Genomic DNA, 23,416 nt, shown 5'->3' with positions numbered 1-23,416 from the left:
TATAAACAGGCAATCTAAGCCTGTTTATAGATCACGTTTAAAGTACTTTTTTCTTTTCATATTCCAAAATCATAAAAGTAAAATTATTTTTTTTAAAAAAAAGACTGGACAGAAGACTCCTGTTTTGATTCATTGCACTCGATGGGGTTACTATGAATATCGAAGCAGTTTTTAAATCACATTATTCCAGAATTAAAGGAACGCGAGATGGCTAAATTGGACGCATATAATGCGCCAAGGGAGGTGTATGCTGATTCAAAATCAAGCGCTCAAAGTCGCAAGAAGCGGACAGAGCGTACCAATCTATTTTCTGGTTCTGCCTATAAAAAACTTCTTTTTATTGAACCTTGGCTGCGACGTTCACTCCCATTTGTAATTCTTGCATTTCTTGTTATACTAGCAGCAATCCGTTTCCTATCAATCTATGATTGGCGCAACACAATTGATAAAAACACGCATTCTACCATCACTCTCTTAGCTTCTCATATTACCAATACAATCGACCGTGACTTACTTGCCGCCACTCGACAAGGAAAAGCTGCTGCTCTTTCTCATAATCATTTACAAAATATCCTAACCAATTTTCGTAACAAAGGTTTTATAAAAACCAGCGCTGTTATTGCTATTGTCGATCAAAAAGGCAATGTCCTAGCTTCATCAAGTTCCGAGATTGTCTTAGGAAAACCCTTACAGGATTTTACCTCTGAAAGCATTACTTTACAAGCTCTAGGAAAACATGCTGGAATCATGAAAATTACAATAGGAAAAGATATTCCTGCTCTTGCTTCCTTTCAGCAAACAGAAAATGGACAATATGGGGTATTCATCAGTAAAAAAATGCAACATATTTACATGGAATGGCGGAAAGCTCTCTCGTTAAATATAACCATGTTCATTGGAACTAGTGGCGTTATCCTCGCTCTTCTTTATGCTTATTATAACCAAATTGTACGAGCACGCAAAACAGATCTTGTTTCAGAAAAAATTCAAAACCGTATTGATATGGCAATGATGCGTGGACGCTGTGGACTATGGGATTGGAATATGGCAAGTGGACGCGTCTACTGGTCACGAGCAATGTACGAAATGCTCGGCTATGTCCCTCAAGATGCATTGCTCTCAATTTCCCAAATTAGCGCCATTATCAATCCAAATGATGCGAATTTTTTTGACCTTGCTCAGGAATTAATGAGCGGTAAAAAAAAGCATATCGATATTAACGTTCCTATGCGTCATGCTGATGGTCATTATGTATGGATGCGCATTCGTGCCGAAGTGACTGAAGAAGAAGAACCCCATTTGGTTGGTATTTCCTTCGATATTAGTGAACAGCAACAATTGGCTGAACAAACGGCGCAAGCCGACCTTCGTATCCGTGATGCGATTGAAAACATTTCAGAATCTTTCGTCTTGTGGGATGCTGAAGGACGTTTAGTCATGTCCAACAGCAAATTTTGCGAATATGCCGCTATTCCTAAACAAATTCTACAATCAGGTATCCAACGTGCAACCGTCGAAGCCATGGCACGCCCTGCACTCAGTGAATATCCCCTTAAAGATGATGGTACTGGTAACTTAACCAGTATTCGCCAAACGGCAGATGGTTGTTGGCTCAAAATTAACGAACGACGAACCCAAGATGGAGGATTGGTTTGTATTGGTACTGATATTTCTGAGCTTAAACAACAACAGGAAAAATTTGAAGACAGTGAAAGGCGTCTTTTTTCTTTCATTCAAGAACTCAAGCGCGCGCGAGGGAGTGCTCAACAACGCGCAACAGAAGTTGAAAAACTTAATAAAAGTTTGAAAGCAGAAAAAGAACGCGCCGAAAGTGCTAATAAGGCTAAATCAGAATTTTTAGCCAATATGTCTCATGAATTGCGCACGCCTCTGAATGCTATTCTTGGTTTTTCAGACATCATGTTGCAATCAACTTTTGGTCCTCTTGGTTCACAACGCTATAAGGAATATATGCATGATATTTACAATTCAGGAACCCATCTTCTAACCCTTATCAATGACATCCTTGATATGTCAAAAATCGAAGCAGGAAGATTTACGCTTGATTGTAAAAATACCGATCTTGAGCCCATCATTAGTGAAGCAGTACGAACATTAACGCCTCAAGCTCAAGAAAAAAATATTGTTGTTACAACAAACATTACCCCAGAACTTCATGCTGAAGTTGATGGTCGTGCAATGAAACAGATTTTCCTTAATCTCATCTCTAATGCCGTTAAATTTACGCCTTCTGGTGGAAATATTGATGTCTGCGCTTTCAAGAAAAAAAATAATCTTATTTTTAAAATTACAGATACAGGTGTTGGTATTCCCCAATCAGCAATTAAAAAACTTGGGCAACCTTTTGAACAAGTTGAAAATCAGCTTACTAAATCTCATACGGGCTCAGGTCTTGGCTTAGCCATTTCACGCTCCTTGCTAGAACTCCACAAAGGAAAACTTGAAATTACTTCAAAAGAAATGAAAGGAACAACTGTAACGATTATAATGCCCATCACACAAAGTTAAATTTCTCCATTTTTTCTCGTTGTAGTAAAATCTGTTTCCGTTTGTCCCCCCAACGATACCCTGAAATAAAACCATTTTTACGCACAACACGATGACAAGGAATGATAACAGCCAATTCGTTACGTGCACAGGCATTAGCAACGGCACGAAAAGCTTTCGGCATACCAATACGGCACGCTAAGATCTCATAGGAAATTGTTTCACCACATGGTATATCACATAATACTGCCCATACTTGTCGTTGAAAAACTGTACCATTTATATCTAAGGGAAAATTATATTTTTTTACCAGCTTAGGTGTTTCTATCATGGCTATAATATGGGCAACTTCTCTCTTAAATGTATTGTCACCTACAACTTGTTGTGCATCACCAAAGCGTATCGTAAACTCCTGTAATAATTGCTCTATAGTGTCTCCTAACGCTATATGACAAATCCCTTTTTGAGACCTAGCCACCAAAAGCTTTCCTATTGATACATCTTTCAAACAGAATACTCTTGTTTGGGAAATGTTCAGCATTTTAGCCTTCTTTATATTTTAAATAAGTCTTGAACATCATCAATAAAGTAAAAGGAGAGTATTCACTATCTTTTAAAAACAAACAAAATCATTCTGAAATTATATCCTTAGCCATTGTATTAAAATACACTCTCACCCTTTTATGAAATGGAAAGATACATAGATTGACTGTCTTCCTACCCTAAAACGGAAACTTCGACCAGAGCCGATCTATCAACAATCTTGCTTTTTATATAACAGATTCCAACTGAAACCATTTTATATGGTTTATTTCATAAGCTCTCTACAGACAAATCCTGTCCTGAATTCTATCATACACTCTAACAAAAAACACCTTAATGTGGTAAATTTTCATACCTTATATCACAGCTCTAAACGGCAGTATTTTACGGAAAAACACGATAAGCTTCCCATTTCATTTTACGAAATCCCATCGAACCATAAATAATGGCTTATGTTTTACAAGCAACAGAAAAAGCGCGTGCTCTCTTAAGCAAAAAACGTCATAAAACACAAAATATGCCGGCAATGGATTGGAAAGATGTTCTGGCTTTTTATGCTCCACGTATGCTTGAATATTCTAATTTGTTGGAGCACTGTTATTATTTTTTTATCAAAGGTCATACTTTTGATAGACTGATGAGATGACTCAACTCAAAAAAGAAATTTATCTTCAATTTTATGAAAAAAAGCATGGAAAAGGTATTTTAATGCTTACTTTCTTTGTCACTTAACTTATAAAATGATTGTAGCCTCAGAACTGAAATATTTTGCCCGCAACAATCGCACATAGATATTTGTCATAGGAAAAAGTCATGCCCAAACGCACAGATATAAAATCTATTCTTATCATCGGAGCAGGACCTATTATCATTGGTCAGGCATGTGAATTTGATTATTCAGGCACTCAAGCCTGTAAAGCATTAAAAGAAGAAGGTTACCGAATTATTTTGGTAAATTCTAATCCTGCCACGATTATGACAGATCCAGATCTAGCTGATGCAACTTATATAGAGCCCATTACTCCTGAAATAGTTGCCAAAATTATTGCCCACGAGCGTCCCGATGCCCTTTTACCCACTATGGGAGGACAAACAGCCCTCAATACTGCTTTATCATTAAAGCGTATGGGTATTTTAGACCGCTATCATGTTGAAATGATAGGAGCCAATGCTGATGCTATTGATAAAGCTGAAGATCGTGCTTTATTCCGCCAAGCGATGGCAAAAATCGGTTTGGAAACGCCACGCTCTATGTTAGCCAATGCAACAGAACTGAAAGAAGAAAATCGTCAACAACACGCAAAAACGTGTGCTGAACTTAAAGCCAAGCTTTCTGGTGCTGCGCTTGACAAAGCACTCGAAGAACTTGAGCGCAACTGGCGACATACCGAAGCTGATCGCAAACAACATTATATCGCCCATGCAACAGCAAAAGCAGTTCAAGCTCTTGATGTTGTCGGGCTTCCAGCTATTATTCGTCCTTCATTTACCCTTGGTGGAACTGGTGGTGGAATTGCTTATAACCGCTCTGAATTCTATGAAATTATTGAACGTGGGCTTGAAGCTTCACCAACAACAGAAGTATTAATTGAAGAAAGTGTTTTAGGGTGGAAAGAATATGAGATGGAAGTTGTTCGTGATAAGAACGACAATTGTATCATCGTTTGTTCTATTGAAAACATTGATCCGATGGGGATTCATACCGGTGATTCGATCACTGTAGCACCTGCTCTCACCTTAACCGATAAAGAATATCAATGTATGCGTAATGCTTCGATTGCTGTTTTGCGTGAAATTGGTGTTGAAACGGGGGGATCCAATGTACAGTTTGCTGTCAATCCTGAAAATGGGCGCCTCATTGTTATTGAAATGAATCCGCGTGTTTCTCGCTCTTCAGCGCTTGCCTCAAAAGCAACGGGGTTTCCCATTGCTAAAGTAGCGGCTAAACTGGCTGTTGGTTATACACTTGATGAATTAAAAAATGATATCACGGGTGGTGCAACACCAGCATCATTTGAGCCTTCTATTGACTATATTGTGACAAAAATTCCTCGTTTTGCGTTCGAAAAATTTCCCGGTTCATCACCTGTCCTCACAACTGCGATGAAATCTGTAGGAGAAGTCATGGCAATTGGACGCACTTTTCAAGAATCGTTACAAAAAGCACTCCGTGGACTTGAAACAGGGCTTACGGGTCTTGATGAAATTGTGATTCCAGAGCATGCTGAAGGTGATGAAAAAAGTTCTATACGCTCCGCCATTGCCATACCAAGCCCTGATCGTCTACGCTATATTGCTCAAGCCATGCGCACAGGCTTACCCTTAAACGAGATTCACCAAATTAGCAAAATTGATCCGTGGTTTTTAGAACAAATAGCCTCCATCATTGAAATGGAGCAGCGTATCCGCATTCATGGATTACCCCAAGACGCAGATAACTTACGTATGTTAAAAGCTATGGGCTTTTCAGATGCGCGATTAGCCTCCCTTACAGGGAAAGAACCCGATTATATCGCAGCTTTACGCAAATCACTGAATGTTAAACACGTCTTCAAACGGATTGATACTTGTGCCGCTGAATTTTCTTCTCCTACAGCCTATATGTATTCAACATATGAAGTTCCCTTTGCAGGTGTAGAGCACTCGGAAGCACACGTTTCTGAACGCAAAAAAATTGCTATTTTAGGCGGTGGACCAAACCGCATTGGGCAAGGTATTGAATTTGATTACTGTTGCTGCCACGCTGCTTTTGCACTGCGTGATGCAGGATTTGAAGCGATTATGATTAACTGTAATCCTGAAACAGTTTCAACCGACTATGATACCTCTGATCGCCTTTACTTTGAATCTTTAACAACAGAAGACGTTATCGCTATTTTAGAAGCAGAACAGGAAAAAGGAGATTTGGTTGGAGTCATCGTCCAATTTGGCGGACAAACACCCTTGAAATTGGCAAGCGCTCTAGAAAAACACAACATCCCCATCCTAGGTACTTCACCTGACGCTATCGACTTAGCAGAAGATAGAGATCGCTTTCAAAAACTGTTATTTAAACTTAATTTAACACAACCTCAAAATGGTATTGCCCACTCCATTGAACAAGCACGCCTCATTGCCCACGAACTAGGCTTCCCCTTGGTTGTACGTCCCTCTTATGTTTTAGGAGGACGTGCTATGCAAATTATCCGTGATGAACGTAGCTTACAAAATTATTTACTTGAGAGTGTCCCCGAATTAATTTCAGAAGATATCAAAGTCCGTTATCCTAACGACACAACAGGACAAATCAATATATTGCTTGGTAAAAATCCGCTTCTCTTTGATACCTATTTAACAGAAGCAATTGAAGTAGACGTCGATTGTCTATGTGATGGCAAAGAAACACTAATCGTTGGTATTATGGAACATATTGAAGAAGCTGGTATCCACTCTGGTGATTCAGCATGTTCTCTACCAGTCCATACGCTCTCAAATAAAATAGTTACTGAATTAGAGCGCCAAACCAAAGCATTAGCACAAGCACTTCATGTTCGCGGCTTAATGAATGTACAATATGCTATAAAAGATGACACCATTTATGTCTTAGAAGTCAATCCCCGTGCTTCACGTACTGTCCCATTTGTTGCAAAAACGATTGGTCGCCCTATTGCTAAAATGGCTGCACGTATTATGGCAGGAGAAACGCTTCATGATGCTCTTCAAGCTTATGGTGGATTACCTTCTTTGCAAAAAAAACAACATATTGCCGTCAAGGAAGCAGTATTTCCTTTTGCTCGTTTTTCAGGTGTTGATACACTTCTTGGTCCAGAAATGCGCTCAACCGGTGAAGTTATGGGACTTGACTATGAATTTTCGCTTGCTTTTGCTAAAGCCCAACTTGGAGCTGGTGTAAAACTCCCTAAAGAGGGAACTTTGTTCGTTTCTGTAAGGGATGAAGATAAAAAACGCATCTTAAATCCTGTAAAACGTTTAACTGAGCTTGGCTTTTCTGTTGTCGCCACAAGTGGAACACAAAAATTTCTCACCGAACACCACGTTGAAGCAAAAAAAATCAACAAAGTTCTAGAGGGACATCCCCATATTGAAGACGCTATTCGTAATCGCCAAATTCAATTAATTTTTAATACAACTAGCACTGCCAGTGCCATCTCAGACTCAAAATCATTACGTTATGCAGCACTCATGCAAAATGTTCCCTATTATACAACAATAGCTGGAGCCGAAGCCGTCGTAGAAGCGATCAAAGCACTCAAAAAAAGGCACCTTGAGGTACGTTCACTACAAAGTTATTTTAGTTGAATTTTTTTCTACTTAGCAAAATGTACACTGTTTTCTTATTTTTTCTTTATATAAAAATTGATTAAGACTTGCTTTTTGTTCTAAAAACTTTTATAGAGGTTTCATCGAATTTTCGGTTACGTGACTTTCTTTCCTGTGCAATCTGCACTTTCGGCGAAACTTCTCCCACCTAATTTCGATCTACAACCGTATTGAAGAAATGAAAGCTTCAATGCTCAATGTAATTATATATTCTAAGGAGTTTCCTATGTCTACAGGAACAGTTAAGTGGTTTAATACAACAAAAGGTTTCGGATTCATTCAGCCTAGCGATGGTAGTGCAGATGTATTTGTACACATTTCTGCCGTCGAGCGTTCAGGTCTAAACAGTCTTAATGAAGGGCAAAAAATCTCTTATGATGTTCTTCAAGATCGTCGTTCAGGAAAATTTGCCGCTGGTAACCTTGCAGCACTTTAAAGTTTAAATTCTGCAATATTTTATTTAGAAATCTTCGTCTGTAAAGACGAAGATTTTTTTATTTTGTATAAAGCATTATTTTACCTTGTTAAAATAAAAGACTGCTTATCTCCTTTGCACAATTTATCAAACCTCTCTTATACTTCCTCAAAAACTTTCATAAAATCTACGAAGAGATTATCTTGTAAAAGATCTCAAAAAAGAAGAATATAAAGCCCGTGTAAGAGTATTTTGGAAGTTTTTTATTGCATACAATATAATCTCTTATAGAATATCCTTAAAGCAATAACCATTTGTTGATATAATATAAGGATTTAAAATTATGGCTTTTATTGCCGACAAGCTGTCTCGTATCAAACCTTCTGCAACAATTGCTGCTTCTCAAAAGGCCCGTCATTTAAAAGCATTAGGGCGAAATGTTATTGCTTTAAGTGCTGGAGAGCCAGACTTTGATACCCCAGACAACATCAAAAACGCGGCTATTGAAGCTATTCGAAGGGGAGAAACAAAATACCCTCCCATATCTGGAATTCCAGAATTGCGCCAAGCAATTTCTGCAAAGTTTAAAAGAGAAAATAACCTTCTTTACCAACCAGAACAAATTATTGTTGGTACTGGTGGAAAACAAATTCTCTTTAATGCATTCATGGCAACTTTGAATAAAGGAGATGAGGTCATCATTCCATCCCCTTATTGGGTTAGTTATCCAGAAATGGTTGCACTCAACGATGGTACGCCTGTCTTTTTAGAAACAAAAGCCGAATTTTCTTATAAACTCCAACCACAAGAGCTAGAAGCTGCCATTACCCCCAAAACCAAATGGTTCATCTTTAACTCTCCTTCAAATCCATCAGGTGCCGCTTATACACATAATGAATTGAAAAAACTTACAGATGTTTTAGTAAAATATCCTCATGTTTATATCCTTTCCGATGATATATATGAACATCTCACATATGAGGGTTTTACCTTTGTGACTCCAGCTCAAGTAGAACCAGCGCTTTATGAGCGTACACTCACAATGAATGGTGTTTCTAAAGCCTATGCGATGACGGGATGGAGAATCGGTTATGCAGGCGGACCACAAGAATTAATTAAAGCCATGGATACCATTCAAGGACAGCAAACATCTGGAACAAGTGTCATTTCACAATGGGCTGCGGTTGAAGCACTCAACGGACCACAAGACTTTATTGCTAAAAATAAAAGTATTTTTCAAGCACGCCGTGATCTCGTTGTCTCCATGCTAAATCAAGCTCCTGGCATTTACTGTCCAACGCCTGAGGGTGCTTTTTATGTTTATCCTTCTTGCACCGGACTTATTGGAAAGAAAACACCCAATGGTCAACGTATTACGAATGATGAAGACTTTGCCATAGCGCTTCTAGAAACAGAAGCTGTTGCTGTCGTCCAAGGATCTGCTTTTGGACTTGGATCAACTTTTCGTATTTCTTATGCAACATCAGAAGAATTACTTGAAAAAGCTTGTATACGTATACAGCGTTTTTGCAACAGTTTAATTTAAAATTTTTAATATCATCTCTTGTGATTGTTTTTTGCCGAATGTTAGTATATCCGAGAAAATATCTGAAACTGTGTCACTAAATCTATCGATTCAGCAAAAATATCTATGAATAAACACAAAAATAGATGCTGTAGATAAAGATCAAAAAAATTTAGCTATCAAATAAATGAATCGGTCTATTATCATAAGAGATGACACGCCTATTCTACTTTCTCCATTCAATTTATAACTCTAAAAAAGACCGAGCACTTTTAAACACAATTGCCCTTATAATCAAAGTCCCTTACAATAAAATCTCTTCTATTTCTCAACTTCTTCTTCGTCCTAAAACGAAGAAGAAGCCACCTCCCATCGTTGTGTAAACAATCTAGTTTCCTTTAAGTTCTATTTAATAACTACTTGATTTACTTCATAGGCTTTATGAACACGACCTGCCTTAAATATTCACCTCACATTCTAATAAAAAGCACTTCATGTATAAGGTTTTAAATATTTTATATCACGCCCCTAAAAGACAGACTTTTACAGTACAATAGAATACCCCCTCTCAAACTCCTCATTGAATTTTAGTATTCTTAAAAAAATTGTTGGATATCCACCAGTTTCGAAATTTTTTCTTTATCATCTTCCCATATATTGCAATTTCTAGGGACTCTTTCAAAAATTAAAAAAAAGCCGGACATATGTCCGGCAAATTTGGAAGATCCTCAGAGATAAAATCAATCTGATAGATCTTCGTAAGGGAACACTCAAGAAAACGAAACTGGGAGGCAACATAATCAAGAGATAGTATTCTATGTCATTTTATAAGGAAAAGCACAATAAAGACTTAAGCGTATCTGCTATGCAATAAACACATAGCTTTAAATTTGTCTCCATCATGTACCACTCTCTTTAATTAAATAGTAAAAATGTTAACTACACCATGACACGATTGTCCATTTTTCAATATATAATAGCTCTCACGTTTGCTAGCATTTGTAAAAAAACATTTATCCCTCTTTTCAAAAATATTTACCCGTACGGACTCCCTCCACTTTTAATGTGCAACAAATAATTTTAATTGATTCAATATAGGCAAATTTGAAACGAAAGAATATTACGGGAGTCTCAAGTTGCAAAACAGCTAATTATTCCTTATAAATTAAGATATTAATATTAAAAAGACCACTGGCGAGCTTTTAAAAAAATATAATCTCGAAAAGCATTTAACCTTGCCAAATTCTTTAAATTATAAGGATAACAAAAAAAAGTATCAAAAGAGGGAATATCAACCATATCAGGAAAAAGACGCACTAAATGCTCATCATTATTGACGATATAATCAGGAAGCACAGCAATCCCAAGATCACGCATAAGCGCATTCTTTATTGAGATGATATTGTTGATTTGTAAAACTGAAACGCGCAATGATCCATCACTTCTACCAGCCTTTTCCAACCAATTTAAACCAGACAAATAAGGTGGAACAGGTTCACCGAACGAAATAATACGATGCTCATCGAGATCAGACAATTTTTCCGGCTTTCCATAATTTGCAATATACTTTTCCGAAGCATAAACATGCATATGAATTGTAAAGAGTTTTCTTTGTATAAGATCAGGTTGTTTGGGTTGATGTAAGCGAACAGCACAATCCGCATGACACATTGTCAAATCAAGCTCTTCATCGGAAAGCAAAAGCTGAACCTGCATATCAGGATAAAGACTAAGAAATTCTGGCATACGCTCTGCAATCCACCCTGCCCCCATTCCAAAGGTCGAGGTCACACGCAAGTGCCCCGTTGGTTTTGCATAGCTTTCACTTAATTGCAAACGCACACTTTCAAGCTTCATCAAAACATCATGAGCTGTACGATAAAGAGTTTCTCCCTGTTCTGTAAGAATCAAACCACGCGCATGACGTTGAAATAAGGATACCCCAACCTCTTGTTCTAAAGCCGAAACCTGTCGTGAAACGGCTGATTGAGATAAATGAAGTTTTTGAGCAGCATGCGTAAAAGATCCCGCTTCTGCTGCAGCGTGAAAAACCCTTAACTTATCCCAATCCAACGGTGGCGCCACAATTAATTCTACCTCTATATTCTCTATGTTCTCAATGAGTGACTAACGCCTGGGTATATCCAAAAACCGTTCTGCTTCCAACGCTGCCATACATCCTCTTCCCGCAGCTGTTACAGCTTGGCGGAATGTTTCATCTGTCACATCCCCAGCAGCAAAAACACCAGCAATGCTTGTTGCTGTTGAGTTGGGTGCTGTCCATAAATAGCCGCCTCGTTTTTGTTTCAGCTGTCCTTCAAACAGAGAAACAGCAGGATCATGCCCAATGGCAATAAATATGCCCTCTGCATTAACTTTCATCTCGTGACCTGTCTTAACATTTTTCAGACGTGCCCCTGTTACAACAGCGCCCATTGAATCTTGAGCTGGCAGCCCCACAATTTCTTCAACCACATGATCCCAAAGAACACGCACATTATTACAAGCCAGCAACCTATCTTGCAAAATTTTTTCTGCCCGAAACTGCCCCCGCCTGTGAACCACGCTTACACTCTTAGCCAAATGCGATAAATAAAGTGCTTCTTCAACAGCCGTATTTCCTCCTCCCACGACAATAACATCCTTATCACGATAAAAAAAGCCATCACATGTAGCACAAGCGGAAACACCTCCGCCCATAAAGGTCTGTTCACTTTCTAAACCAAGCCAGCGCGCTTGAGCTCCTGTTGCAATAATCAGTGCATCACAAGAATATTGTGTTCCTGAATCCCCATATAAGACAAAAGGATACTTCAACAAATCAGCCTTTATAATTGTATCATAAACAATTTTTGTCCCCATATTCTCAGCTTGTTTTGCCATTTGTTCCATCAACCATGGTCCTTGAATGGGATCTGCAAAACCTGGATAATTCTCAACATCAGTTGTAATTGTCAATTGTCCCCCCTGCTGCAAGCCCGTCACCAAAACAGGCTTAAGCATTGCTCTTGCTGCATAGATCGCCGCTGTATAACCAGCCGGACCTGAGCCAATAATCAGCAGACGAATATGCGATTGTACCATTAAATCCCCTTCACTTTATTATAAATTAATTATTCTATAAATGATAACGGAATGCAGCCTTTTAAAAAAATATTTTTCAAGAGCCCTAATTATGTTATGTATACTTCTTTTCAAGTTTTATGAAAAGGTCTGATTACTAATTCATCAAGGCACGCTAATGTTAAGAATTAATCCTTATCCTATAAAGAGAAAAATGTAACTTCTTATGAGCACAAAACCATAATAAAAAGAGATACAAAGATAGGGAACGATCATTTTTCAATTTATTATCAATGTCTGTGCACGTTTTGCCTTAATCATGGGAGGAGCAATGCTTTTGCCAATTTTTGTGGATTTGCACGACAACAATCGTAATTGGATAAGCTTTCTCTATTCTTGTGCCATAACCACCATGTTAGCAACGCTGATTCTTTTAGCAACTAAGGGAGCTACTTGTCGCTTTTCAGCACGGCTTGGCTTTATGCTCACTGTTTGTCTTTGGCTTACAGGAAGCATCGTAGGTGCCTTACCTCTTTATCTTTCTCCTCTTCCCATTTCTCTAGCAGGAGCCATTTTTGAATCTGTTTCTGGAATTACAACAACAGGCTCCACAGTCCTTTCTGATCTTGATAATTTATCGCGAAGTATTTTATTATGGCGTTCTCTTATATGCTGGATTGGGGGCATTGGTTTTATCGGTTTAGCCCTCTTAATTTTGCCTTCACTGCGTGTGGGTGGCGTGCGACTTTTTCATATGGAATCATCTGATAAATCTGAAAAAATATTGCCTCGCATCAACCAAATTGCTAACGGAATTATCATCGCTTATGTTGGGTTAACATTGGCTTGTATGCTTTCTTATTTTGCTGCAGGCATGAATTTATTTGATGCCATTAACCATGCAATGAGTACAGTAGCAACAGCTGGTTTTTCAACGCATGATGCTTCTTTTGGCTATTTTTCTGATACACCAGCCATCTTAATTATTTCAACAATCTTCATGTTGCTTTCTGCTTTACCTTTCGTACTTTATGTTAAATTAGTCCTTCCTGGACACTCTAAACGCTTCCTTGACCCACAAGTGATTGTTTTTCTCCATATCGTTCTCCTTTTCAGCTTTGCTTTAGCGGCATGGCTACGGTTTTATGATCATCGCGCGTTCCACTTGATTTTTCTTGATGTCATTTTTCACCTTTCATCCATTATTAGCACCACCGGTTACAGCGCTGAAGATTATCAACTTTGGGGACCGTTTGCGCTTGGAGTTTTCTTCATTGTTTCTTTTACAGGCGGATGTGCTGGTTCTACTTCTGGTGGTATGAAAATCAATCGCCTCATTATTCTTTGGCGTATTACACAAACAAATATAGAAAAACTTCTTTCTCCTAATGTCGTTGTAAAAGCGCGCTACGATCACTCAAATATATCAAATGATGTTGCTCAAGCCGTTTTGTTTTTTGTCTGTCTTTATATGTTTTGCCTTGTTATCGGCACTGCACTTTTGCTTACAACCGGTCTTGACTTTACCTCTGCCTTTACCGGGGTCTTAACCGCACTTTCAAATGTTGGTCCAGGCTTTGGAGATATTATTGGCCCCACTGGTAATTTCTCTACAATCAACGATCATGCTTTATGGATTTTAAGTTTTCTAATGTTAGCTGGACGCCTTGAAATCATAACAATATTCGTCCTTTTTATTCCCGCTTTCTGGCGTGAACAATTCTAATGCAGAGATATTTTATGCTACCATGATAAAAAATTTACAAGATAAAAAGGCGAGAACAGTATGCGTCATAATATTCACTCCTCACCCAATCTACTGAAGATTTCCTAAAATTTCATACAAAACATCATATCAATGATATAAAAATAATTCAACAAAAACAATCAAATACCGATATTCTCAAAGCCATAACATATAAAACTTCACTTTATTGATCTTCTTTATCAAATAAAGTGGACGCATAGAACATTCTTTTTTACGAATAATCTCTCATGCAAAAATATGAACATTTGCTGATAAAAGTGTTTTTCTTTTTAATAGAGTTACACCCTTATAGAAAATAAAATGCTATTATATTACGAACTCACAAACTTGTAAAAAACATCTCACAATACTCATCACCCCCATTTCACGACAGCCCTTATGAAAGATATAAAATGGGCACCATCATTTTTACTTAAATAATAATAAGGTGCAAGTCGCTACTACAAAATAAGATATAAATTAGTACCACCATATTATTTTCTTTCTGCTAATATCGTAACAGCCTGTATTTCAGACAATTTATAAGAAATCTCTTTACACCCTGTCTTCAATAGTTTTTATCCACCACATGCCTTCTTCCAATTGTGATGTGCAAGAAGATAGCTCTCATTAATTTAATATCAACAGATTTTACATGAGAAAATCTTACGGTACTCAAAGCTCTTATTCAAATTGAAAAGGTAAATTATCTATAAAAATCATATATATTGATCTTAAATCCATCTTATTATGAATTTATTGAAAATATGTACGACTATTTTATTCATGGAGATACCATCATTATCTTTTTAAGACAAGAAAACGTTTTTTTGCTATCTATTTAAGTCTTACAAAACGAACAATATCAGTACGACACCGTATAAGATAGTGCATAAATCCCCAGACTTGAGTTAAAGCATTATTTTCTTATTCTAAAATATCAATGAATAAAAGTAGCTTTCCTCTCTCTTAGTATGCTTTATCATAAACTACATATCGCTCTCAAGCGTATACATTTTTAATATTTTATCCAAAATTTTGAGAACTTTTTATAGCGTGCTACTAAAGACAATATAAATTTTGTAAAATAACATTTATATCATTGAGCTGTTTTCTTGATGACTATGAAAAACCTTTAAGGAAAATACTTTTATCATTCCTCAAAAAGATTTTTGATATAATAATCAAAGTGTTTTTTCTGCAAACAGTTCTTTGTAAACACTTTCAATCTTGCTTGCCTCTTTTTCCAAAGGAAAGTGAGTACGAACATGGGTTAAAGCTTTCTTTCCGGCTGCCAATGTTTTTTCTACATCAGCAAAATAAGGTTCAATTGCTGCTGTTAAAGCCGCTCCATCTCCTGCTTGAACAACCGTTCCTGTTCCCTCGACCACCAATTCTTTAAAAATTCCTACATCACTCGCCACTACAGCCGTCTGTGATGCCATTGCCTCCAATGGTGTCAGACCAAAACCTTCCAAACGAGAAGGAGTTACATAAAGTGATAAACGGCGATACCACACAGGTATATCAAGCCTTTCACCAAGAAAAATAATGCGGTCGTTTAAACCAGCTTCAGCAATCTTCTGTCGTAATTTCTTTTCAAAACCATAATGCTGTTCTGTAGTCCGACCAGCGATAAGTGCTGTCCATTCGGGATAGTCAGGCAATAATGCTATCATCGCGTCCACAAACAAATCAGTACCCTTTAAATAGCGCACGCGCCCAAAACATCCTACCGCATATTTTCCTGGCACCCCAGTTGCTGGAAAGTAATCATCAGGAATTTGGGGGGGTGAAAAACGCCTAATATCCACTCCATGCATAATAACCTTATGAGGCACTTCTAGATAGGTTCCCGTACATACACTAGTAGCGATAACTTTATCCATACGACGAAGCAACCATTTGGTAAAAGGCTTGTGTTCGCGTCGAGATGCCGAAGTAAAGATGAGTTTAAGCTTCATTCGCAAAACATCGCGCAAAAAGATCCCACAAAGCATCTCAATATTGCGTCGTGCATGCCAAATACGAAATGGCTTCCCTTTCGGACTTTTCCAAAGTCCGAAAAGGTCCTTAAAGGCGAGTGTCGGTAAAGTTCGTGGTAAACCAAACCCCAAAGTGGATATACGCACACCCTGTTCGCGTTGCAGTGGAATAAGCTGAATAATCGTAGATGTTACTCCCGATAAACGCCTTTTCAAGTGAGGCGCAATAATCTCAGTTTCGTCCAAAGATACACGCATAATAATCCATATGTTATTTAGATGTACTGAACCTTAATGATCTCGTAATTATGCGCACCACCTGGTGCATTCACCTCAATCACATCACCTTCTTGCTTGCCAATAAGTGCACGTGCGATAGGCGAAGAAATAGAGATTTTACCAACCTTTACATCAGCTTCTTGATCTCCTACGATCTGATACACTTTTTTTTCTTCAGTGTCCTCATCCAAGAGTTTAATGGTTGCGCCAAATTTTATTTTGTCACCTGAAAGACGCGAGACATCTATAACTTCTGCTCGTGCGATATAATCTTCAAGCTCATTTATACGCCCCTCATTATGACTTTGCGCTTCTTTAGCTGCATGATACTCAGCATTTTCAGATAAATCACCATGCGCACGCGCCTCAGAAATTGCTTCAATAATTCGCGGACGCTCCTGTTGTTGACGCCAACGCAACTCTTCTTTAAGACTCTCAAAACCAGCTGTAGTCATCGGAACTTTTTCCATAATCCGTCCCTTTCTATTACACGGAAGGTTTAATAAAAATACAAAAAACGGCTTCCAAAATTACTTTTGGAATCCGAAAACTACGATCTTTTTTATTATATAGTACAGTATCGCTGTTTTCCATACAAAAATAAATAAAGGAAACAAAACATGCACAAATAGTGATTAAAACATCTCATTTTGGTGTTTAAAACGTTAAACTTCACTCTTCTCTTTAAAGTATCCTAAAGAAGAAAGAATTGTATTTTTTTCTGTTTTATCATAATCTAGTATAAAGAAATTATATGGAATATGAAGAGAGAAGGATAGAAAATCTCTAAAGAAATTCTTTACAGAAAAATGAAAAAAATCGTCATTTTTTTTATGTTTGGCTCTTTCTTTTTAGCCACAACAATATCAGAGGCAGCAGATGCTTTTGTTACGAGAAATCTTAATTTTAGAACAGGTCCCAGCACTCAGTATGCACTTTGCGGCTTAATCTCTGCTGGAGAATTAGTTTTTGTTAAAAACTGTGAAGGAAATTGGTGCCATATCCGATATAACACTCAAATAGGTTGGGTGTCATCTCGTTATCTTTCATTTAAAGATGGAAATGATCTTTATCACACATATACAATGTCTTTAATGCCCAAACGTACCGATTATTCTCCATAACAGCCATAATAACTTATGCCCTCTTGAATATCATCATGGTAAAAATGCAATAGTGTTCACGAACAACCACAAAGATGCTCCCTCCAAAGAAATACTTCGAAGAATTTGTCTCATAGAAAAAACTTGATTAATATCCTAATGAAGGCTTCAATAAACCAAAACAAATCTGTTCAATAACGTTTTGCTGTTGTCGTAATGAAATTGTAAAAATTAGTATTTTCTTTAAAATCACCAGCACTTTTCTATCAAAGGATACAACAATGAAAAATGGTGTTACTGCAACAGTAGAAGCTCTTTCTGCTCTTATTGCTTCAGGTAATCCTCTTTTTAAGAATGGTGCATTATGGACACCTCACCGCCCTATTCGTCCCGAAAAATCTGAAGGTGGTATTCCATTTCAACTCGAAACATCTTTTAAACCAGCGGGGGATCAACCTCAAGCCATTAAAACTCTGGTTGAGGGAATTCAAAAAAATGAACGTACACAAGTGCTTTTGGGTGTTACCGGCTCAGGAAAAACCTATACAATGGCCAATATCATTGAAAAAACACAGCGTCCAGCTTTAATATTAGCTCCCAATAAAACTCTAGCAGCGCAGCTTTATGGGGAATTTAAAAGTTTTTTTCCCCATAATGCCGTCGAATATTTTGTTTCCTATTATGACTATTATCAGCCAGAAGCCTACGTTGCACGCTCTGATACCTATATTGAAAAAGAATCCTCAATTAATGAACAAATCGACCGTATGCGCCATGCTGCAACACGTGCTGTCTTAGAGCGTGATGACGTCATTATTGTCGCATCTGTATCCTGTATCTACGGGATTGGTTCAGTAGAAACTTATACTGCTATGACCTTCCAAATAGCAAAAGGGGACAAACTCAATCAACGAAAACTCTTGGCTGATTTAGTCTCTCAACAGTATTATCGACAAGATATCAATTTCATTCGTGGTTCCTTTCGTGTTCGAGGGGATACAATCGAAATTTTCCCTGCCCACCTCGAAGATCGTGCTTGGCGTATTTCGCTCTTTGGTGATGAAGTGGAAACAATTACAGAATTTGATCCTCTAACGGGTCAAAAAACAGGCGATCTTCAATCGATTAAAATTTATGCCAACTCACACTACGTAACACCACGCCCAACACTTAACCAAGCGATGAAATCGATCAAAATGGAACTCGTTCAACGCCTCGATGAATTAAATGCGGCTGGACGTCTTTTAGAAGCACAACGTTTAGAACAACGTACAATTTTTGATTTAGAAATGTTGGAAACTACCGGCTCATGCTCTGGAATCGAGAATTATTCACGCTTTTTAACGGGACGAAAACCCGGAGAACCACCACCAACCTTGTTCGAATACATTCCAAATAATGCTCTTGTTTTTATCGATGAAAGCCACGTAACCATTCCCCAAATTGGTGGCATGTACCGAGGTGACTTTCGTAGAAAAGCAACCTTAGCAGAATATGGTTTTCGCCTCCCTTCTTGTATGGATAACCGTCCTTTACGCTTTGAAGAATGGGATGCTATGCGCCCACAAACGATTGCTGTCTCCGCAACACCTGGACGGTGGGAAATAGAACAATCTCACGGCACTTTTGCAGAACAAGTTATTCGCCCCACAGGGCTTGTTGACCCACCAACAGAGGTTCGTCCAGCCAAAAATCAAGTCGATGATGTTGTGAATGAAATTCGTAAAACAATTCAAAAAGGCTACCGTACATTGGTGACAGTTCTCACAAAGCGTATGGCCGAAGACTTAACTGAATATCTCCACGAACAAGACATTCGTGTACGCTATATGCATTCTGACATTGATACATTAGAGCGCATTGAAATTCTACGCGATCTTCGGCTTGGCACCTTTGATGTCCTCATCGGTATTAACTTGCTCCGAGAAGGCTTAGATATTCCAGAATGTGGTTTTGTTGCCATTCTAGATGCCGATAAAGAGGGCTTTTTGCGCTCTGAAACTTCCCTCATACAAACAATCGGACGTGCTGCACGTAACGTAGATGGCCGTGTTGTCCTCTATGCAGATACGATCACTGGTTCCATAGAACGAGCCTTACAGGAGACACAAAGACGTCGACAAAAACAAATAGCCTATAATGAAGAACACCATATCACACCGAAAAGTATCAAAAAAAATATCGGAGATATTCTTAATTCAGGCTATGAAACCAACCATATTCATACAAATATCCCTGATGTCATCGAGAAAAAAAATATGGTTGGCAACAATTTAGCATCTCATATTAAACACCTCGAAAAATTAATGCATGAAGCAGCTGCTGATCTTAATTTTGAAGAAGCAGCACACCTTCGCGATGAAATCAAACAATTACAAAAGATAGAACTAGAACTCGCGGAAAATCCCTTAACACATCATAGCGAACAATCCACCCATGAGCGCGTATTACAACCAAGTCTTTTCTCCAAACCAGACCTTGCACACATGGGACCAACCATGGACACTGGTATTTTGGAAAATCAAAAAGGAAAATCTCGTAAAAACACCCCTAATCAAGCAACAATAAAACGAAAAAAACGCAATCAATGAAGGAGCAAAAAATTTCAAACCGCATAAAATAATCTTCAGCTCTTCTAAAAAAAGACGAAAGCTCAAAAGCAAACAGCGTTATCCGAAAAATAGACAACCTCCAACATCAAGGGTGCTTCAATTTGTCTAAAACAACATGAGAGAGAACATTTTATAAAAAATTTCTAAAATATATTATCTTTATACAGTTATACTCTGATATCTAACTCAATATTATTTATCCTTACAAGAAAATATTCAAATAGGACACTGTCCTATAACACAAATAAAGTAAAATAAGACTTTCTCATAGAACCATAAGCCTATGATAAAAAATGATAACTTTTATTCATATCCCTATTGTTCAATTCATATTGTACCAAACAATAAAAAATTATCCCTAAATAAAGAGTTTATATCCCATAGTAAAAATCGGGTACTACAAATACAAACTTATTAATTAACCTCAAGCAGAGTACATTAATTGAAATCAAAATTCTGTTATGATTTCATTTTACTGTCTCCGCGATAGATTTAACTAAATAAATTTTTATTTTTTTGTCACAATAAAGCCCAAAATTGTTCAGGCTCTATTCAGTTTGAAACGTGTAGGATGTGAAAAATACGAATTTACACAAGGAGCATCATTATGAAAAAAGTGATCAGGTTAGCGGTATTATCAGCAATGTCAACTGTGACCGTTTTGATGCCGCTAAATGCAACGCTTGCGGATATGGCATGGAATCGTAGTGACTCTATCTCGAGAGAAATAGATGATATGATGAGGAAGATGCGTAAAGAAACAGATGATGCGATAAGGGAAATGAGGAAGAAAGCTGATATTCTGCCTTGCGTTTTTTCTCGCTCCCATTGTTCTGATAAAAAACGTGGCTTTTTTTCTGATGATTTCCAAAAGTTTGTTGATGATTTCCACAAGAGTTCTGATGACAACAAGAGAAGATTTAAAGCCAAACATGAAAGGTCTGTAGCCAAACAGAGTAAGACGGAACAACAACAACAACAACATCATCATCACCACCACCATTATCATCATGTTGAAAACAAAACATATCATTACGTCGAGCGCAAAAAGACAAAACACAGTAATATTCATATAGACAACTCAGGAGATGCTTTAGCGGTGGGTATTCTTGGTCTTGCAACAGGTACGATTCTTGGTACAATTTTAAAAAAACCAGAACAGCCACAAGTGGTTTATCAAATAGTACCACAAAATCAGGTAATTTATCAAAAAGTTCCGCAAAATCAAAGAGTTTATCAAGTGCAGCAAACGGTGGCATATGAGCCACTCCAGCAATCATTAGAATCTGATTGGCTTAACTATTGCAAGAAAAAATACCGTTCCTTTAACCCTAAAACAGGGACCTTTCGAGACCGTAATGGTTTGGAGCACATTTGTTATGCCCCAATAAATTAACTTCTGTTCCGTCCTACTAAAAAGTCTTAAATGGCAAAAAAAACGCTTCAAAGCGTTTTTTTTGTTTGCTCATATATTAAAATCTTGAAGAAAAGGATTATTTGGCGCCCATAGCCTATACTACTTTTGGGATCATGCCCACAGATAAAGCAAACATCATCGCCTAAAGGTAAAACTTTTTCTCGAAGGGATTGCATCAATTTTTCATAAGAACAGAAGGGGAAGTCCGTACGTCCAATAGAACCACGAAAGAGAACATCACCCAAGAGGGCTAAGCGCTCTTTTTCATTGAAATAAAGAACATGACCAGGGGAATGCCCCAGTGTATGTAAAACCCTAAACTCATGTCCAGCAAAATACACACACTCACCATCTTCTAACTATATCGAACAACGCCCCATGATGCTTTCGGGTATAAGCCATGATTTAAGAACCATTCTCACCCGTTTTAAACTTCAGCAAGCGTTAGCAAATACTGACTTTGATATCAAGCCGCTTGAACAAGATGTGAGCGACATGCAAAATATGTTAGAAGATTACCTTGCTTTTGCCCGTAGTGAAGAAAGTGAGTATGTTAAAACTTTTGATTTAAATGCTCTTATGCAAAAATTCTCTACCGATGCGCATCTTCACAAACGTCAATTTTCCTACACCATTGAAAGCCCTACACAAATACAAGCACGCCCACGTGCCTTCACGCGTCTCATCAGCAATCTTGTGTCAAATGCATTTTGTCATGTCAATACTGTCAAACTAACAGCCATATCCCAACAAAAATGTTTCCCATATATCAAAAAAAGTTCCCGCAATATATTATATTTATACAGTTATAATATGATATCGAACTCAATATTTAGCCTCACAAGAGAGTAGTCAAACAGGACTGTATTCAATCACACAAATAAGGTTCTATCTTAGCACCATAAGCCTATAATAAAAAACGATAACTTTTGTTCATACACCTATTGTTCAATTCATATTGTATCAAGCAATAAAAAAGTACTCATCAATAAATAATTTATAACCAATAGTAAAAAATCTGGTGCTCTAAATACAAGCTGCTTAATTAACCTTAAAAAGAGTACATTAATTGAAATCAAAATTCTGTCATGATTTTATTTTATTGTATTGATAATAGTTTTAACTAAATGAATTTTTATTTTTTTGTCACAATAAAGTCCAAAATTGTTCAGGCTCTATTCAGTTTGACACGTGTAGGATGTGAAAAATACAAATTTACACAAGGAGCATCATTATGAAAAAAGTGATCAGATTAGCGGTATTATCAGCAATGTCTACTGTAACCGTTTTGATGCCATTAGATCCAACGCTTGCGGATATGGCATGGTATCATAACTATGACATGAGAAGGGAGGCTGGTTTACCGTCTCACAATTTTAGCTCCCATTTTTCTCATAGTGAACATCACTCTTTTGATAATCCCCACAAGCGTCATTATGTTAGCCATAAATGGGGAGCACAACAACACCATCATGTTGAACACAAGACATATCATTATGTCGAGCGCAAAAAGACAAAACACAGTAGTATTAATATAAATAACTCAGGAGAAGCTTTAGCAATGGGCATTCTTGCTCTTGCAGCAGGTGCACTTCTCGGCAAAATTTTTAAAAAATCAGAACAACCACAAGTTGTTTATCAAACCGCACCACAGCATCAAATTGTATATCAACAGGTTCCACAAGAACAGATAATTTATGAAGCTCCGCAAACGGTGGAATATGAGCCAGTACAACAATCATTAGAATCTGATTGGCTTCAATATTGCAAGAAAAAATACCGTTCTTTCAACCCTAAAACAGGGACCTTTCGAGACCGTAATGGTTTGGAACACATTTGTTATGCCCCAATAAATTAACTTCTGTTCCGTCCTACTAAAAAAGTTTTAAATGGCAAAAA

The 23,416-nt window shown here is 37.6% G+C and carries 15 protein-coding genes and 2 pseudogenes; 11 read left to right on the top strand and 6 right to left on the bottom strand.

Features of this window, described 5'->3' with window-relative positions:
• Nucleotides 1–207: 207 nt before the first annotated feature.
• On the top strand, nucleotides 208–2,529 hold the full coding sequence (locus ACFIJW_RS09860) for an ATP-binding protein (protein ID WP_375634187.1): 2,322 nt from the start codon (nucleotides 208–210) through the stop codon (nucleotides 2,527–2,529).
• On the opposite strand, the gene ACFIJW_RS09855 is transcribed toward ACFIJW_RS09860, so the two are convergent.
• Entirely contained in the window at nucleotides 2,516–3,049 is a 534-nt protein-coding gene (locus ACFIJW_RS09855) for a methylated-DNA--[protein]-cysteine S-methyltransferase (RefSeq protein WP_375634297.1), read from the bottom strand. The two genes, ACFIJW_RS09860 and ACFIJW_RS09855, sit on opposite strands and share 14 nt — an antisense overlap.
• 447 nt (nucleotides 3,050–3,496) lie before the next feature.
• On the opposite strand from ACFIJW_RS09855, the gene ACFIJW_RS09850 reads away from it, so the two are divergent.
• The 4 genes from ACFIJW_RS09850 (at nucleotide 3,497) to ACFIJW_RS09835 (ending at nucleotide 9,332) form a co-directional block, all read left to right on the top strand.
• A complete protein-coding gene (locus tag ACFIJW_RS09850; RefSeq protein WP_375634312.1) occupies nucleotides 3,497–3,697 on the top strand; it encodes a hypothetical protein in 201 nt (66 codons plus the stop codon).
• 167 nt (nucleotides 3,698–3,864) lie between these two features.
• Nucleotides 3,865–7,350, top strand: a complete 3,486-nt coding sequence (gene carB, locus ACFIJW_RS09845; protein WP_375611195.1) for a carbamoyl-phosphate synthase large subunit — start codon at nucleotides 3,865–3,867, stop codon at nucleotides 7,348–7,350.
• 247 nt (nucleotides 7,351–7,597) lie between these two features.
• On the top strand, nucleotides 7,598–7,807 hold the full coding sequence (locus ACFIJW_RS09840; RefSeq protein ID WP_012754908.1) for a cold-shock protein: 210 nt from the start codon (nucleotides 7,598–7,600) through the stop codon (nucleotides 7,805–7,807).
• Nucleotides 7,808–8,129: 322 nt separating this feature from the next.
• On the top strand, nucleotides 8,130–9,332 hold the full coding sequence (locus ACFIJW_RS09835; protein ID WP_375634296.1) for a pyridoxal phosphate-dependent aminotransferase: 1,203 nt from the start codon (nucleotides 8,130–8,132) through the stop codon (nucleotides 9,330–9,332).
• A gap of 1,158 nt (nucleotides 9,333–10,490) precedes the next feature.
• Here ACFIJW_RS09835 and ACFIJW_RS09830 read toward each other — a convergent pair.
• Together ACFIJW_RS09830 and trxB are read right to left on the bottom strand one after the other, a co-directional pair.
• Nucleotides 10,491–11,396 carry a LysR family transcriptional regulator gene (locus ACFIJW_RS09830; RefSeq protein WP_273791217.1) on the bottom strand — a complete coding sequence of 302 codons (906 nt, stop codon included), beginning with the start codon at nucleotides 11,394–11,396 and terminating at the stop codon, nucleotides 10,491–10,493.
• A 42-nt stretch (nucleotides 11,397–11,438) separates the two neighbouring features.
• Nucleotides 11,439–12,395 carry a thioredoxin-disulfide reductase gene (gene trxB / locus ACFIJW_RS09825; RefSeq protein ID WP_375620705.1) on the bottom strand — a complete coding sequence of 319 codons (957 nt, stop codon included), beginning with the start codon at nucleotides 12,393–12,395 and terminating at the stop codon, nucleotides 11,439–11,441.
• A 310-nt stretch (nucleotides 12,396–12,705) separates the two neighbouring features.
• Between trxB and ACFIJW_RS09820 the strand changes: the two genes are divergently transcribed.
• On the top strand, nucleotides 12,706–14,100 hold the full coding sequence (locus ACFIJW_RS09820; RefSeq protein ID WP_375620704.1) for a TrkH family potassium uptake protein: 1,395 nt from the start codon (nucleotides 12,706–12,708) through the stop codon (nucleotides 14,098–14,100).
• A 1,205-nt stretch (nucleotides 14,101–15,305) separates the two neighbouring features.
• Here the strand turns inward: ACFIJW_RS09820 and ACFIJW_RS09815 are convergent.
• Together ACFIJW_RS09815 and greA are read right to left on the bottom strand one after the other, a co-directional pair.
• The gene (locus ACFIJW_RS09815) at nucleotides 15,306–16,364 is read right to left on the bottom strand and encodes a glycosyltransferase family 4 protein (RefSeq protein WP_375634295.1); all 1,059 of its coding nucleotides are present in this window, start codon (nucleotides 16,362–16,364) and stop codon (nucleotides 15,306–15,308) included.
• Between the two features lie 17 nt (nucleotides 16,365–16,381).
• Nucleotides 16,382–16,855 carry a transcription elongation factor GreA gene (greA, locus tag ACFIJW_RS09810; protein WP_007347010.1) on the bottom strand — a complete coding sequence of 158 codons (474 nt, stop codon included), beginning with the start codon at nucleotides 16,853–16,855 and terminating at the stop codon, nucleotides 16,382–16,384.
• Nucleotides 16,856–17,194: 339 nt separating this feature from the next.
• Here greA and ACFIJW_RS09805 point away from each other — a divergent pair, with 339 nt between their 5' ends.
• The 3 genes from ACFIJW_RS09805 to ACFIJW_RS09795 all read left to right on the top strand — a co-directional run bounded on the left by ACFIJW_RS09805 (nucleotide 17,195) and on the right by ACFIJW_RS09795 (nucleotide 21,496).
• Nucleotides 17,195–17,509 (top strand): SH3 domain-containing protein, encoded by a 315-nt coding sequence (locus ACFIJW_RS09805; RefSeq protein ID WP_375612971.1) that lies wholly within the window; start codon nucleotides 17,195–17,197, stop codon nucleotides 17,507–17,509.
• Between the two features lie 260 nt (nucleotides 17,510–17,769).
• Nucleotides 17,770–20,079, top strand: a complete 2,310-nt coding sequence (uvrB, locus tag ACFIJW_RS09800) for an excinuclease ABC subunit UvrB (protein ID WP_375634198.1) — start codon at nucleotides 17,770–17,772, stop codon at nucleotides 20,077–20,079.
• 628 nt (nucleotides 20,080–20,707) lie between these two features.
• Entirely contained in the window at nucleotides 20,708–21,496 is a 789-nt protein-coding gene (locus ACFIJW_RS09795; protein WP_375634293.1) for a BA14K family protein, read from the top strand.
• A 69-nt stretch (nucleotides 21,497–21,565) separates the two neighbouring features.
• Here ACFIJW_RS09795 and ACFIJW_RS09790 read toward each other — a convergent pair.
• Nucleotides 21,566–21,876, bottom strand: a pseudogene (locus ACFIJW_RS09790) (MBL fold metallo-hydrolase); the annotation flags it as partial.
• A 4-nt stretch (nucleotides 21,877–21,880) separates the two neighbouring features.
• Between ACFIJW_RS09790 and ACFIJW_RS09785 the strand changes: the two are divergent.
• Both ACFIJW_RS09785 and ACFIJW_RS09780 read left to right on the top strand, forming a co-directional pair.
• Nucleotides 21,881–22,279 (top strand): annotated as a pseudogene (locus ACFIJW_RS09785) (sensor histidine kinase); the annotation flags it as partial.
• A 472-nt stretch (nucleotides 22,280–22,751) separates the two neighbouring features.
• Nucleotides 22,752–23,375, top strand: a complete 624-nt coding sequence (locus tag ACFIJW_RS09780; protein ID WP_375634202.1) for a BA14K family protein — start codon at nucleotides 22,752–22,754, stop codon at nucleotides 23,373–23,375.
• Nucleotides 23,376–23,416 lie beyond the last annotated feature (41 nt).

Source organism: Bartonella sp. MM97QHHN (assembly GCF_042194285.1).
Lineage (GTDB): Bacteria > Pseudomonadota > Alphaproteobacteria > Rhizobiales > Rhizobiaceae > Bartonella.
This window is presented reverse-complemented; position numbering and strand designations above follow the sequence as displayed.